The following is a 15,171-nucleotide window of genomic DNA, read 5'->3' as shown; positions in this document are numbered from 1 at the left end:
GCTATCGTGTAAGTTTCAAAAACTATAAACCTATTTTCATGAGACCTCTATACGCATCTGTTACTGCATTATTTTTGTTACTAAGTACAATTCTTACAGCGCAAAGTGTTGGTATCGGCACTACTACACCTGCCGACAGTGCCTTAGTCCATGCGCCTTGAAATTAATTTTAAGAGGGCTTTTGTAGAATAAATTCTACTTCTTCCGATAATTACAAAAAAAGACAATATAAACTAATACTATACGTTTGCTACTTAGAATATTTTAGTAATAACCGGGCTTTCATTTCTATGATGAGCCCTTTTTTATTATCCCTTATTTTAACGAATTTCTCTACCACGATTTGTGTCCCTGCAAATGATACATATAGATACAAAACAAAATGAAGAATATCTAAACCTAACTGTTACAAATATCCTACAATCCTATTTTAATAATATATTTGCTTTAGCATAAAGTAAACAAACGTATATCACTTCATTTCTTTATGCTACTCTTATAAAAATCAATACATGAAAAAAGTATTCCTGTTTTTATCTCTGGCAGCAATTACAATAATATCCTGTAAAAAAGAAGCTACTAAAAGCTGCCCGACCTCCATGGCTGACCTTGCCGGGACTTATAGTTTTGTAAAAGTTGAAAGTGGCGGAGGTGGTACTTACTCAGATGTTACCAGCTATTATACAGAAGCCTGTGAAAGAGATAATAAACTTACCTTAAATGCTAACGGCACTTATACCTATACTGATGCAGGCACTGTTTGTACTACTGATGAAAGCAGTACCGGTAATTGGGATATTGATATTACCGGTCATTTGAATATCGGATCTGTAGGGCCCTTCAATCTTGATGACCTCACTATCATTTCTTTTGATTGTAGCACACTTGTAGCAGAAGCAGATTTTGGCACCGTTGGTAGTACTCCTATAAAAGTAAGATTCACTTTCAGAAAATAGTCAGCCATCATAGCATAGCAAAAGCAACGTCTACACATCTGTGTTTGTAAATAAGTAAGCATGTAGAATAAATTCTACTTCTTATGATAATTACAGAAAAAGACAATAGAGTTTAATACTATACGTTTACTATGTAGAATATTTTAGTAATAACCGGGCTTTCATTTCTATGATGAGCCCTTTTTTATTACCTATTGTTTCAACGGCTATTCCGGCTATCTGTCTTCCCTCCTTTTGATCTTCAACATATTGTACAATCACAAAAAAATCCGGCACAAAACCATTGCATTTTTCGAGGTCAATATTTACTTTTATCCGTTCATTTTAAAACTAAGGCATATGAAAAAAATTATTGTATTTCTGCTAGTAGCAGCAGGTATCTATTCCTGCAAAAACAGCCCAGCCGGCAGTGATATGGCCGGCACCGAAGCTCATAACAAAATGAGGATGCAGCAATTTTATGACCAGGTATTCAATGCACATGCTCCTGCAATGATCGATTCATTTTGTGTATCCGATTTTGTTGACCACAATCCCGATCCCGGCCATTCAGGAAAAGGCACCGATGACCTGAAGGCTCAGTTCACTGATATGATGACCGGAATACCGGATGTGAAAGTAACAACTAAATTCATGGTGGCTGAAGGCGATACGGTAGTAGCGTATGTTACCATTAATGGAACAAATACCGGTCCGATGGGAAAAATGCCGGCAACCAATAAATCATTTACTATGGATGGCATTGACATCGTTGTTATCAAAGGAGATAAAGCTGTTGAACGCTGGGGTATTTTTGACAATATGAGTATGATGGCACAAATGGGAATGATGGGAGGAGCACCTCCTGCAGATTCAACAAAGATGGCTCCTAAAAAAATGTAGCATCTCAAAATACGTTCGATCAATAATCAATAAACCACTGGTTTACAGGCAGTGGTTTATTATCATTGATCACATGTGAAATTTAAAAAAAATAATAGCTCCATTGCTGGCATTTACAAATTATTTTATTTAAATTTAAGTAACACATCACCTTAAATTTTACATCATGAATACTAATCGTAAATTACTGACAGCATTAGCTGTCGGCGCAGCTATCGGCGGTATATTAGGCGTATTGTATGCTCCTGATAAAGGAGTAGAAACCAGGAAAAAGATAAGCGACAGAACAAAAAAAATTACTGATGCCGCTAAAGAAAAACTGGAACAATTAAGACATCATGGTAACGGCGCAAAAGACAGAAAAAGTGAATTTGCGTAGAGAGCAATTGATCAGACAGGCATAGCATCAATGAAGCGTAAAAATAATGAGAGAAACATTCGCCAAAGTCGAAGAGATGATTGGCACTGTAAAGGAATATGTAAATGTCAGGATCGAGTCTGTTAAACTTGATGTAGCAGAGATATGTTCAGATATCATCTCAAGCGCCATCGCAATCTTTATAGCCGCTTCTTTGTTCTTGTTTTTTATTTTGTTCGCCAGTATTGCTTTATCCATTTACTTAAATGAATACACCCGAAGTTCCTGGTCGGGGTTCCTGATTGTAGGCTGCCTGCATCTGTTACTTGCGATCATTATATGGATCGCAAGAGAGAGACTCATACGCTTACCCGTAATGAATGCTTTGATCAAAAAAATATTCAACGATCATGAAGAAGATTAAAAGTATAAAGCATTTACAAAAGGAAAAAAGACGTCTTCTGTTGCGCCAGCTGGAACTGGAAGAAGAATTACAATATAACTGGGATCAGTTTAAAGATTGCTTACACCCTGTAAGCATTGCAAAAGACCTTTTCAATACAGCATTTACCCAAAAGCCGGAAGAGGGACTGAGTATTCGCAGCATTGTAAAAAATGCTTTTGTTTTCGGCGTATCATTTCTTGCAAAGAAAATGGCAAACAAATTTGATGAAAAGCTGTTTGCAGATCATCTGTCAAAAGCAGAAAGATAGATTACGGTATCGGCATTACCCTCTCCTATTTAATACAGCACAAATACATAAGATCTTTCCCTCTTATTTTCAGCTATAAATTGATGAACAGTAGTTGAAAAAATCAACTTTTAATTATACATTTAGGTTAAGTCTTGAGCAAACAGTCAATCAATTCCTGAACACACAAAACTATATTCGTTTTACACAAGCAATGGCTTTTGCTTAAAGTAAACCTTACCTGCTTACTAAAATTTTCATGATGAAAAAAATATTATCTATCCTTCTGTTTCAGTTGATTGCTGTTGTTGGTTTCTGTCAGATAAATGTATCAGGCACCAACAGCCATCCTTCCTGGATAATGCAAGGCAATATTTATGAGGTAAATGTTAGACAGTATACACCGGAAGGTACATTAGCTGCATTTTCAAAACATGTAGACCGTTTAAAAAAGATGGGTGTACAAACGATCTGGTTCATGCCCATTAACCCTATCAGTAAGGTAGATAGAAAAGGCTCTTTAGGAAGCTATTATGCTGTATCCGATTACACAGCCCTTAATCCTGAATTTGGTTCGATCGCTGCATTCAAACAGCTGGTTCGGTCAATACATAATAAGGGAATGAAAGTGATCATTGATTGGGTTCCCAATCACACAGGTGCAGATAACAGATGGCTTACAGAACACCCCGATTTCTTTGTAAAAGATAGCAATGGTAATGCAGCTATGGCTGCCGACTGGGCAGACACCAGGCAATTGAATTATAAAAACCCTGTAATGCAGGATAGTATGATAGCGGCTATGAAATTCTGGGTCTCCACTACAGATATAGATGGTTTCAGATGCGATGTAGCCTGGAATATCCCTGCTTCTTTTTGGCATAAATGTATCCCTCAATTAAAAAAGATGAAAAGTATTTTCATGCTTGCAGAAGGTGATAGTGCTTATCTTCCTGAAAGTGGTTTTGATGCTGTTTATCCATGGCATATGTTTAAAATGATGGAAAAGATTGCAAAGGGTGAAAGACCTGCATTTGGTTTAGATAGCATTAAGCAGGAAAATGACAAGATGTATCCTGCCAATACTATTCAAATGTACTTTACAAGCAACCATGATGAAAACAGCTGGAACAAAGCAGACTATGGAACCTTCCCCGGCAACGTACATCAGCCTTTTGCTGTATTTACACAAACAATGATCAACAGTGTTCCATTAATTTATAGCGGGCAGGAAGAACCGGTATTGAGAGCACTAAAGTTTTTCGATAAAGACCCGATGACTTTTAATAAACTTCAAAGAGCTGCATTTTATAAAACTTTGCTTGATCTTCGTAAAAGAAATGTAGCTCTTTCTGCCGATGCCTCATTTAAAAAATTAAGCACAGGAAACGACGGAGCGATTTATGCATTTGTAAGAGAAAAAGCAGGAAAAAAGATATTGGTAATTCTAAATTTTTCTGCTCATCAGCAACCTGTGGTTATAAAAGATAAAACATTATATGGCAAAGCATACAATGTTTTTAAGGGCTCAAAAGTAATGATAACCAATAAAAAATGGAATATGCCACCATGGGGATATGTGGTGTATGAGTTATAGAACGGCAAATAACAAGTGAGCAATAAAACTAAAATATATTTGACACTAAAGTAATATTTAACATTTATCACAAGCATTTATGACAAGCAAATACCTCTACCTGGCAACCCTGTTTTTCTGCCTCCTCGTAAATACAACTAACGCTCAAAAAACAAAACTGATAGAAGGCAAATGGAAATTTAAAGATGTTGCTGATAAAGAAAAACTCGACTCTATGACTTTGAAACAGGCGAACGTCATTTTTCGTAATACAGAAATGGATTTTGCTGCTGATGGAAAATATTTATACAATTCTCTCAAGGGCACATGGAAATTTAACAAGGAAGAAAATAAAGTGATCGTTACGATGAACAATCCTTTAAGACCCGATGACAAGTCAATATCTGAATGGGAAATAAAAGGACTGACAAATAAAGAATTAAAACTGAATATGGGTAAAGCTGTTATCATTCTCAACAGGCCTCCGCAACAGATAACAACTACTGCCCCTCCCAAACAGCCCATTAATAAAAACGTTGAAGTAGTTGAAGTTGATAAAAAAGCAAAACAACTATTTGATATGTATACACAACAGGATGCCATTCATCGCCCCAAAATAAAAACGCTCTTAAAATACCTGGAGGGAAGCATGAAAATGGATGGACAAGGCAATTTCAACCGTAGCGCATGGCCTTATTATTCATCACAGATCAAAGACACCCATTGCAAGGGGCTATTCGAGAATATTAAAAGTTATCAAAACGAATTAGCCTCCCTGGGGCTTACCCGTGGACAAAACGAACTGTATGACAGTTTAACAACATACCTCTCCGCTGCAAATAGTTTTGTAACATCTTGCAGCGTTTGGGCAGATAACATTAGTCAAATCGATACAGATAATGAGACAATATTGAGCATGCTTGAAATACTCGAAAGAAATTCCAACAAGATGGTAAAAGAAGACAATTGGATCCTTGTATTTATAAGTCAATACAAACAACGGAATCATCTATAGGATAAATACAAATATTTTGAGTAAGTGATTCAAAAATTGGATTGATCAATTTGTTGATCATTGAGTTGCTTTCTGATGTGCCAGATACTGCAAATAAAAAAATGTCATCATATACAAAGTGAAAAAACAAACTTTCATCAATCGAATACTGATCTCTTCCGGTCTCATACTCTTAGTTTGTTTTTTTGTTGCCTGTAGCAACAAAAAAACACCAGCTGTGGTTCATAACCGTATTGATAGCAGTAAGATCGGGAAAATAAAAACAGTACTGATCTTAGGCAACAGTATCGTCAGGCTTCCTCCTGATCCTGCTGTTGAATGGTATGGCGACTGGGGAATGGCCGCATCAACGAAGGATAGTGATTTTGTGCATTTACTTATCCGTAATATTAACCTTAAAGACAGCACTGTTGTTGTTCATTTCAAAAACATATCTGACTTTGAACGAAACTTTACTTCTTACAATTTTTCAAAACTTGATTCTTTAAAGAACCCTGATCTTTTGATCCTGAAAATATCTGAAAATGTGGATGTTAAAAAAGCAGAGGACAGCAACTTCATAGCGCATTACGACAAACTCATCAATTATGTAGATCCAAACAAAAAAGCGGAAAGAGTAATTGCCGACGGTTTTTGGCCAAAAGGATATAAGTATACAAGGTACCACCTATGGACAGTTGAAGGTGGTGATGTAAACGATATGATCAGGCAATATGCCATCAAAAACAACTACCCCTTTATAACCACAACAAATTTATCGCAGGACTCTACAAATATGGCCGGAAAGAGATTTAAAGATGCTTCCGTTGCATCACATCCATCAGACAAAGGAATGAGGATGATCGCTGATCTGATTTGGGACTATATCAAAAATTATTTTTGATATAGAAAACTACTGTAATTTATTTTATTCAATACTTTCACCTGCCATTAACGCTACGCTTAGCCCTTGATATGGAATTGCATTTTATTCCATTTACAAAGTAATTAGTAGTAAGTTTATACAATATAAAATAAAAGACATGAAACATCTGGTATTATCTCTTATTACTTTTTTTGCTTTCATCACTTGTGTCATTGCTCAAAATGTAGGTATCGGTGTAGCAACCCCGGAAGCCAAATTAGATGTAGGAGGTAATATAAAAATTACAGATGGTACACAAAAGGCCGGCTATGTATTAACCAGCGACAACAGTGGTTTGGCAACCTGGGAAAGTAGAAAAAAAACAAGAGTAATACGTGTTACTGATCCCGTTACTACCTGTCCTGCTCCCTATCATACTCCTATTTATAATTATTCATTCACACTTACAGACTCTGCAGCAATAACAGTTACTGGTAAATCTATCAGACTTGCTTTAGGCAGGCATGATATAAATCTAACCATCGATGGAATACTGGTTCAAGCAGTACTTTGTGTTACAACAAACACTGAATGGGCAGAAGCTTACTTCACTTACGGAGGAATGCTGCAAGCAGGTGCACACACCATCCAGGTTGTTCCTGCCGATAATACAGGTTGGGGTTGCGGAAATGTTTGGGGTAACATGATCGTTACGATCTTTGATTAAGATACTCATTCATTCTGCATAGCTTAATCAACAATCATTTAACTACTACATTGATATGCATGGTAATAGCTATATAGAAATGGATAATCACCTTTTGTTTCTGCGGCTATTTATTACCATCCCACAAATATTTCCGAGTTAAAATTCTTCTCAAAAAAGTAAAAGATGTATTTCAAGGCAACTGTTATAGTACTAAATACTTGATTATTACCTGTTTTGTACATGCTGAATCAAAGATTTTCCGACTCATCTTCCAATCATAAAAAAAATTATCAAAAAAAGACTACAAAATAACGTATAAACGCAGTTTTTGGGTACATCCTGAGCATCAGTAATTTACGGCTCTCCGAGAACGTTTCCGTAAATAAACATACGTTATACATTAAAAAATATGTAAAACGTACACTACTTTTGTGTCCGATTGTTGAACGCCTCCCCCCTGTTAAAACGTAACCTTAATTTTATCTGATACTAAATAAGCAAAAGACAACTTGACTTTTGTAATGAAACGATTTCAAGTTTTTCTATTAAGTATTATATAAAAAATTAACGTGAAAAGACGCCTTGCCATTTTAAATGTAGTACTGTTTAGTTGTATAACAGTTACAAGTGTTGCACAAAGCAACCAATTAGTTAAAGTCCCGCTTTTTAAATCAATGCCTAGAACGATCACTTGCACCTCTCTTGATCTGAACAATTTTTTTGCGTTTCCCAAAGGACAGCAAAAAATGCAAACCTCTATTTCGGGTCAGCTGGATATCAGCGGCACAGTTATTAGTAATACAGCTAAATACAATAAGCTGTTTACTATGGCCATTAAGCTATCTGCTTACAATGATGCTATCTTCTCAATTTCAAAAAGAATTGATGAAAATAACAAACCAGTCTTTACCGGACATATTTTTCAGCAAAACTCTGCAGACGGGTATGAACTGAAAAAGAATGCAGATGATACTTATCAATTTGTAAAAATAAATATGGACGAAATATTACCAGCTTGCACTCAATTATAATGAGACAAGAAATACACGAATCTTTAGCATATATGTCAGACAAAAAAATATTTACAATTGCGCCAACTTGTTATTCTTTATAAATCCAATATCATGAACAAGCTATTAACATTCCTTGTGTTATTACTCATTTCGTTAAATGGTTACTGCATCCCAAAGTTGAATAGCTGGCCGACGGCTGCAGCGACCATTTATCTTGATTTCGACGGGTACTATGTAGACAATCCCGTGTGGAATAATGCAGTGCCATTCAACTGTGCGCCTTCACCAATGACAGATGCAGAAATAACAGAAATTTTTAACAGGGTATCGGAAGATTACAGACCTTTCAACATCAACATTACAACCGACAGCACTGTTTATTTAGCAGCTCCGTTAACACAAAGAATAAGAGTTGTAGTTACTCCTACCAGCAGCTGGTATCCCGGCGTTGGAGGTGTTACTTACAAGAACTCATTTACCTGGGGAGATGATACACCTTGTTTTGTTTTTTGCGACAAACTAGGCCCCAATAGTCCAAAAATGGTTGCTGAATGTTGTTCACACGAAAGTGGCCATTCATTAGGCTTGGATCACCAATCAAGTTATGATAACTCATGCAACAGAACTGCAGTCTATAATCAAGGACAAGGCACCGGAGAAATTGGCTGGGCTCCTATTATGGGTAACAGTTATTACAGAAATATGAGTAGCTGGAACAATGGCCCCACTCCACTGAGCTGTTCCTTAAAACAGGATAATCTTTCTATTATTACTTCTTCAAATGGATTCTCTTACAGAACAGATGATCATTCTGATGATATTAATGTATCACCAACTTTGCTTGACCCGATCAATATTAATGCAGATGGTTTGATCTCTACTTCTACAGATAAGGATGCATTTAAATTTAAGATAGCTAAGAACGCCAATTTTCATTTGGAAGCAGCTCCTTTTAGCGTTGGCCCGGATAATAATGGTGCTGATGTTGATCTTAGAGTGCAATTGTATGATGCCTCAAAAAAACTTATAGGAACATTTGATCAACCTACTATCCTGAGCGTTACAATAGATACGGTTTTAAATTCAGGAGATTATTACCTGGTGGTAAATGGTTCTGACAATGCAAACGCAACCCAATATAACAGCCTCGGATCATACCGCTTAAGAGGAGCTACATCTGTATTGTTACCCATACGCAGCATTGTGTTGTCTGGAAAAAAAGATAATAACAAGCATGACCTTAACTGGAATATCATTGCTGATGAGCCTTTAAGATCAGTAACTATAGAAGCATCAATAGATGGCGTCACTTTTAAACCTGTACATAGTTTCCCTGTTGCTGAGAAAAGTTATTCATATACCCCATCTGCAAACAGCAATAATATTTATTATCGATTAACAGCTACTTCAACAACCGGCGAAACTGTTTTTTCAAATGTCATCGCTTTAAAGAACAGTGAAGTAACATCAAAAGCATTTACTGTTTCTACGTTTGTGTACAATGATATTACTGTACGTGGCCTGGCAAAATTCCAATATCGGTTAAATGATATGAGCGGCAAAGTAATTATGACGGGAAATGGTACAGAAGGTGTAAATGACATAAATGTAAATGGCTTGTCTAAAGGAGTATACATATTGCAATTGATGAGCAACGATCAAAGACAAGTAGAAAGAATTATAAAGCAATAACCCTAGCTGGCTCACTGGTGCAAGTCTTCCGCTTTAGGGCGGATGACTTGATACCTACCAGTGCATCGCTCATTTTTATCTATAACAAATTATTTTACACGATACTATACGTAGTAAAAAATCTCTTTTCTTTCTCTGTTGTTCCACACACTATCCTGCACTACTATATTCATTGATATATGTATGGATACATATTTCCCTCTGCATTATTTATCTCTTGCAATTGGCTAAAAGTATTTGTACTTTCAGCAGTTAAATTTTACTGTCATGAAAGCAAATATTTTATTCATCATGTTGCAGTTGTTGCTATACTCCACTGCATATACACAACTACCCAACTATAAAGTTGTCTTTGATATCAGCAGTAAAGATTCTGTAAGCCAACAGGCAGTAGTTCGTGAAGTGGAGCTGATAAAAAACGCAAACCCGGATGCTTCACTTGAAGTGGTTGTGTACGGGCAGGCAATTAATCTTGTTGTAAACAACCAATCTAAACAACTGGCAGCAATACAGCAATTACTAACAAAAAAGAACGTGAATTTTAAAGTATGCGCTGTTACTATGAAACGTAACAATATTACCGCCGATCAGTTGATAGCCGGTATTGAAGTGGTGCCCGATGGTATTTATGAGATCATTACAAAGGAACATGAAGGCTGGGGATACATTAAAGTTGCACATTAACAACAGTAAGGGGTATGAAAAAAAACAGGCTCATTGCATATTATGTACCACTCTCCTGGCTGATACTTTTTGTGTTATCTTCTGTTTTGTATTATTCGGCTTCAATATCTACGGCAGAAACTATTAAAACAAATGAGTGGGCTGCGCCCAATTTTTATCTGTTACCGGATGGAAAAGAGGGTGACCTTATCCGTTATGGAAAAGAACTGATTGCCAACACATCGAAATATTTTGGCCCTAAAGGAACTATTGCTGTTATCAGCAATGGGATGAACTGCCAGAATTGTCATCTGGATGCCGGCACAAGACTGAATGCAAATTGTTTTGCAATGGTTGCCTCCACTTATCCTAAATTCCGAAACAGAAGCGGCAGAATAGAGTCTGTTGAATTTCGTGTAAATGAGTGTATGGAAAGAAGCATGAACGGAAAAAAAATAGACAGCCTCAGTAAAGAAATGTCTGCAATTGTTTGTTATATAAACTGGGTGGGTAAAGATATTCCGAAAGGATCAAAACCTTCTGCAGGAACAGATTTTAAAGCATTGCCCTATTTGAAAAAAGCCGCCGATCCGGAACATGGCAGATCAATATTTATAACAAAATGTGCACGTTGCCATGGTGTAGATGGCGAAGGAACTGCAAAAATTGATTCCGGTGGGTATATATATCCTCCTTTGTGGGGGCAACATAGTTACAACGTTAGTGCAGGAATGTATCGCATAACAAAGCTGGCTGCTTTTGTAAAAAATAACATGCCTTATAAAAATACTCCTGCCGAGCCAGAACTTACAGATGAAGAAGCGTGGGATGTGGCTGCATTCATTCTTTCCAAACAAAGGCCTGTTGTATTCTTTAATTACGATTGGCCGGAAATAGCCAATAAACCCGTTGACTATCCTTTTGGTCCTTATGCCGACAGTTTTTCAGCACAGCAACATAAATACGGTCCATTTGAAGAGATAGCAAAGGCAAATAAAAAGCCGTTATAACAATGATAACGGCTTTAATAAAAAATGCAACCTGCTTAAGCTACCGCACAATAAGCACAACCGTGTTCCTGCGCTCTGCCAACTGCCCACACTCCGGAAGGAACTACTTTTACTTTTGGTAATAAACCGGATAGCCAATCTTTTTTAACTTCAGCTGCGGTCATCTTCATTTTGTCTGCAACTACAGCACTATACACTGTAATAGCAACATCGCATACACAAAACATTACGCCGCTATCCTGCAATTCATTAATGCCAATAGGCACTTCACCAAATCCGGGAACTTTAAAGTCTCCTTTCTTAGGTTTCCAAAATGGATTACGAATAGCTGGTGCTTTTGTTGCAGGATCATCTGCCTTGAATATTTCACCAAAATTATATTTTTCCCAAAGCCTGTTTTCAAATGCATAAGGAATTCCATCATGCCTCAATACAACTACTACACCACAATCCTTTGCAGTAGCGCCTGTCTTTTCATTGGTAATGAGAAAGACCCGTGGCCATACAAAGGGCATTATTTCTTTTGGGTGAGTTACATCAAACATAATACGATGCTTACCTTTTATTTTGGCAAACCAGGCTTCAGGGTCATCGGGTAAATTATCTTCTTCATCGGATAAAGGAAGGCTGGCAGCTCCCAAATGTAAAGGTGCAGCAAGTGTGGTTAAACCAAAAGCTGCTACCCCTGTGGCAAGCGTTCCTAAAAATTCCCTGCGTTGTGATGGCAGATTCAAATTATGCTTTTTCATTTTAGTAAAATTTAAAAAGTAAAAAATTGAAAAAAGGGAAACTAAATTACTACTTGAGAATGTGAGATGCAATAGTAATTTTTAAATGAAGCCTTTGCAGATCGCAAGTTATATTCTATCGGCTCTTACATTAATAATCGTAATACATTGCAATCAATGCGTCAATTCATTGCATTGTGTGTGCATTTATAACTACCATATGTGGGAATACTTTGATAGTGATAAAACACAAATGCACAGGCATAAACCTGTGCATTTGTAAAATGTATTTACTTAAAGTATACGCTTACAAATTCTTTTCTTTTATCTTCTGTCCGTCTACTTTGCCTTTCTTTTTCATTATGTTTCCTTTTTCATCTATCAAAGCAGTCATTTTATCTTCACCATTTTCCATTTTTACCTGGTAAGCTGTTCTGTTTTTATCATTTTCCTTTTTTATAGATGTAATAGTATAAGTTGGAAATTGACTTTGAAGTGTTTTGTTTACTGCATCAGGTAATTCTGCACTATAGATGGTAGATACTGTATATATCCAATCGCCCTGAGATGTATACCAACTCCAGAAACTGGTGGTATCGATCTTATAATTAGCGGCATAATCCATCGTATCTAATGGAGCCTGGCCGGTAAGATCCCAATCAACTACTGTTTCAGGCACATCCTGGTAATTCACCCATTGTACATCTGTTGCAGCAGGATATCTTTCAACAAATTTTGTTCGTACTATCGGAGCTACTTCTACTGTTTTGTATACGGTAGTCACTTCTTTAGTTTTTTCCTGTACAACTACAGTGTCTTTGTCATCTGTTTTAGTTTCAGCACTATTACAACTGATCAATATTGTCATAACAATTGCCGTAAAACCGATTAGTTTCTTTTTCATAAATTTTTAGTTTGATATATATTATTTGTTAAGAAGCGAATTAAGTGCCTGTTACAACAAGCAGTGAAAAATAAAAAGGAGCAGATAGAGATCCGCTCCGATTAAATTTTTATTAACCTTACGAAAACCAATGCGAATGTAGATTGAAGATGCTTAGCGATTGTTACATCATTTCAATAAAAAGTTGCATAATTCACATCTTGCATAGTTAATGGAAGTTGCATCGATTTCGTAAACGGATGGTACCAGGTTATTTTGTGCCGGAGGCGTAGCTATACTATTTTAGTGCTGGTTGGAAACCAGGCAACGGCCCCTAGGGGCTTCCTGAAAATTAAACGAAACACCGACAACGGAAGAAGTATTATTCTTACTTTTTTTGCGAAAAAAAAGTAACTCCCAAAATAATCGGGACAGGCGCCAAAGCCGCCAGAAAAGCATTACATCCGCTTTTCTGGTGAGTTCCCTGATTAAGCTTTTATACTTCCCGAGACTACGCTCGGGATTTTCAAACTGTAAACTGGACATTTGGAATTCTACATTATGTTATGATTTGACTCGAAATAGTTGTTTGTTTGATATGTGCTGATTTATTGATGTGAAAAAATACCACTCTTTACTTTACTGTCAGGCTGACAGCTTTAATTATTTGTTGATAGAAGCATGGAAATATTGAGGGTGAGTGTTTGGCCGAGTTTTACTTTGATGAGGTTGAGGGTTTGGGTTTGGTAGCCTGCTTTGGTGATGATGATGGAATAGTGTCCGCTTTTTAGAGGTTTTAGGGTGTAGTTGCCTTCGGCATCGGATATGTCGGTGGTTGAACGACCGATGACCTGAATGGCTGCGCCGGCGATGGGCTTTGTAGTTTGAGAATTGGTGATAGTGCCTTTTATCTGGGTGTGTGCTGTAGGTGGATCGATGATGACCCTATTGGCAATGTAAGTTGTGACAAAATCGGGATGGGTGGATCTGAAGGCTAGTATTATTTTGTCTACCTGATCGGTGAGTAATGCGGAGGCTTCTTGTAATTGCATTTTTAAATTGGCGATGTATGTCTTTTTTTGTGCGGTTGCGTTTCTTGTGTTGGGAACTTTTGACTGATAGTTGTTTATTGTTTGTTGTAAATGATCGATCTGCATTTGTGTGATGCCGTAAGGTGCTAATGCTGCGATGTTATTTTGTGCGGCGGCATGAATATTTTGTGAGCGTGGGGCTAAGAGGTCGTCTTTTGTTTTGAGTAATGTGCTGTAGGTAATGTTTACTGATTGTAATAATTCATTGTTGCCGATGGCGGCTGCGTAGGCGGCGATGATACCGGCTATTGCGGCGGCTTCGGTGCTGAGTTCTTTTTTGGCAGCGGTCTTATCTGCTGCGATGCCTGTTGTTATTACAACTTCGTTTTGGACAGTATCGATAATGGCCTGAATTTTTGTGCTTAACACCTGAACTGATGCCTGGAATGCGGGTATTGTGGCGACAATGCTGCTGTTATCGTTGAGATGTGTTTCTACTGCTCTGAGCATGTTTAGTTTTGCTTCTTGTTTTGCATTCATTTTCTTAGTTTTTTATTTGATTGCGTTGGAATAGTTGGGGTTTTCTTTGAAGGAGTTGGTTATTTCTTTGGCGTAGTTCACCATTTCTTTATTATAGTTGGGCATTTCTCGATTATAGTTGATCGTTTCTTTTGAACAGTTTGTTATTTCTTCTTGATAGTTTATCATTTCTTTTGAGCAGTTGGTTATTTCTTCTTGATAGTTTATCATTTCTTTTGAACAGTTGGTCATTTCTTCTTAATAGTTTATCATTTCTTTTGAATAGTTGGTCATTTCTCGCTTGTAGTTAATCGTTTCTTTTGAATAGTTTGTTATTTACCGTTAGTAGTTGCTTATTTCTTTTAAATAGTTTATCATTTCTTTGAAATAGTTGGTTATAGACTGTTGGTTATTAATTGTTTATTTTAGATAGACGGGAATTGATGGGGAATGGTTGCAGGGCAGGGTTCTGTAAGAGAATTAAAACTCTTTTCAGTATGTTTCTTGCTGCAGTATTTGCTATTTTTCTTTTTTGCCCCGAAATAATCGGGATTTACAACTTCTCCAAAAAGAAACAAAAAAGAGCCCGACAAACGATTA

General features: G+C 36.9%; 19 protein-coding genes. 14 read left to right on the top strand and 5 right to left on the bottom strand.

Features of this window, described 5'->3' with window-relative positions:
* Positions 1–38 precede the first annotated feature (38 nt).
* Positions 39–161, top strand: a complete 123-nt coding sequence (locus LK994_RS14550) for a hypothetical protein (RefSeq protein WP_262907803.1) — start codon at positions 39–41, stop codon at positions 159–161.
* 351 nt (positions 162–512) lie between these two features.
* The gene (locus tag LK994_RS11305; protein ID WP_229760190.1) at positions 513–956 is read left to right on the top strand and encodes a lipocalin family protein; all 444 of its coding nucleotides are present in this window, start codon (positions 513–515) and stop codon (positions 954–956) included.
* A gap of 129 nt (positions 957–1,085) precedes the next feature.
* Here the strand turns inward: LK994_RS11305 and LK994_RS11300 are convergent, their stop codons facing one another.
* Entirely contained in the window at positions 1,086–1,232 is a 147-nt protein-coding gene (locus LK994_RS11300; protein ID WP_229760189.1) for a hypothetical protein, read from the bottom strand.
* Positions 1,233–1,295: 63 nt separating this feature from the next.
* On the opposite strand from LK994_RS11300, the gene LK994_RS11295 reads away from it, so the two are divergent.
* The 12 genes from LK994_RS11295 (at position 1,296) to LK994_RS11240 (ending at position 11,410) form a co-directional block, all read left to right on the top strand.
* On the top strand, positions 1,296–1,838 hold the full coding sequence (locus tag LK994_RS11295; protein ID WP_229760188.1) for an ester cyclase: 543 nt from the start codon (positions 1,296–1,298) through the stop codon (positions 1,836–1,838).
* Positions 1,839–2,004: 166 nt separating this feature from the next.
* On the top strand, positions 2,005–2,217 hold the full coding sequence (locus tag LK994_RS11290; RefSeq protein ID WP_229760187.1) for a YtxH domain-containing protein: 213 nt from the start codon (positions 2,005–2,007) through the stop codon (positions 2,215–2,217).
* Between the two features lie 46 nt (positions 2,218–2,263).
* Positions 2,264–2,620 carry a phage holin family protein gene (locus LK994_RS11285; RefSeq protein WP_229760186.1) on the top strand — a complete coding sequence of 119 codons (357 nt, stop codon included), beginning with the start codon at positions 2,264–2,266 and terminating at the stop codon, positions 2,618–2,620.
* Complete coding sequence (locus LK994_RS11280) at positions 2,607–2,909, top strand: hypothetical protein (protein WP_229760185.1); 303 nt, start codon at positions 2,607–2,609, stop codon at positions 2,907–2,909. Before LK994_RS11285 ends, LK994_RS11280 begins: the two co-directional genes overlap by 14 nt.
* Before the next feature lie 241 nt (positions 2,910–3,150).
* A complete protein-coding gene (locus LK994_RS11275) occupies positions 3,151–4,485 on the top strand; it encodes an alpha-amylase family glycosyl hydrolase (protein ID WP_229760184.1) in 1,335 nt (444 codons plus the stop codon).
* A gap of 79 nt (positions 4,486–4,564) precedes the next feature.
* The gene (locus tag LK994_RS11270; protein WP_229760183.1) at positions 4,565–5,479 is read left to right on the top strand and encodes a hypothetical protein; all 915 of its coding nucleotides are present in this window, start codon (positions 4,565–4,567) and stop codon (positions 5,477–5,479) included.
* A 118-nt stretch (positions 5,480–5,597) separates the two neighbouring features.
* Positions 5,598–6,362 carry an SGNH/GDSL hydrolase family protein gene (locus LK994_RS11265; RefSeq protein WP_229760182.1) on the top strand — a complete coding sequence of 255 codons (765 nt, stop codon included), beginning with the start codon at positions 5,598–5,600 and terminating at the stop codon, positions 6,360–6,362.
* A gap of 139 nt (positions 6,363–6,501) precedes the next feature.
* A complete protein-coding gene (locus LK994_RS11260; RefSeq protein WP_229760181.1) occupies positions 6,502–7,050 on the top strand; it encodes a hypothetical protein in 549 nt (182 codons plus the stop codon).
* 551 nt (positions 7,051–7,601) lie between these two features.
* Positions 7,602–8,063 carry a hypothetical protein gene (locus LK994_RS11255; protein WP_229760180.1) on the top strand — a complete coding sequence of 154 codons (462 nt, stop codon included), beginning with the start codon at positions 7,602–7,604 and terminating at the stop codon, positions 8,061–8,063.
* 93 nt (positions 8,064–8,156) lie between these two features.
* Positions 8,157–9,737 (top strand): T9SS type A sorting domain-containing protein, encoded by a 1,581-nt coding sequence (locus LK994_RS11250; RefSeq protein WP_229760179.1) that lies wholly within the window; start codon positions 8,157–8,159, stop codon positions 9,735–9,737.
* Between the two features lie 267 nt (positions 9,738–10,004).
* Positions 10,005–10,421 carry a DsrE family protein gene (locus LK994_RS11245; protein ID WP_229760178.1) on the top strand — a complete coding sequence of 139 codons (417 nt, stop codon included), beginning with the start codon at positions 10,005–10,007 and terminating at the stop codon, positions 10,419–10,421.
* 14 nt (positions 10,422–10,435) lie between these two features.
* On the top strand, positions 10,436–11,410 hold the full coding sequence (locus LK994_RS11240; protein WP_229760177.1) for a c-type cytochrome: 975 nt from the start codon (positions 10,436–10,438) through the stop codon (positions 11,408–11,410).
* A gap of 35 nt (positions 11,411–11,445) precedes the next feature.
* Here the strand turns inward: LK994_RS11240 and LK994_RS11235 are convergent, their stop codons facing one another.
* The 4 genes from LK994_RS11235 to LK994_RS11220 all read right to left on the bottom strand — a co-directional run bounded on the left by LK994_RS11235 (position 11,446) and on the right by LK994_RS11220 (position 14,823).
* Positions 11,446–12,159: a hypothetical protein gene (locus LK994_RS11235; RefSeq protein ID WP_229760176.1), complete on the bottom strand. Its 714-nt coding sequence runs from the start codon at positions 12,157–12,159 to the stop codon at positions 11,446–11,448.
* Between the two features lie 286 nt (positions 12,160–12,445).
* Positions 12,446–13,042, bottom strand: coding sequence for a PepSY-like domain-containing protein (locus LK994_RS11230; protein WP_229760175.1), 597 nt, complete (start codon positions 13,040–13,042; stop codon positions 12,446–12,448).
* Positions 13,043–13,680: 638 nt separating this feature from the next.
* Positions 13,681–14,562, bottom strand: coding sequence for a carboxypeptidase-like regulatory domain-containing protein (locus tag LK994_RS11225; RefSeq protein ID WP_229760174.1), 882 nt, complete (start codon positions 14,560–14,562; stop codon positions 13,681–13,683).
* 42 nt (positions 14,563–14,604) lie between these two features.
* Positions 14,605–14,823, bottom strand: a complete 219-nt coding sequence (locus tag LK994_RS11220; protein WP_229760173.1) for a hypothetical protein — start codon at positions 14,821–14,823, stop codon at positions 14,605–14,607.
* Between the last annotated feature and the right edge of the window lie 348 nt (positions 14,824–15,171).

Source organism: Ferruginibacter lapsinanis, from assembly GCF_020783315.1.
Taxonomy (GTDB): domain Bacteria; phylum Bacteroidota; class Bacteroidia; order Chitinophagales; family Chitinophagaceae; genus Ferruginibacter; species Ferruginibacter lapsinanis.
This window is presented reverse-complemented; position numbering and strand designations above follow the sequence as displayed.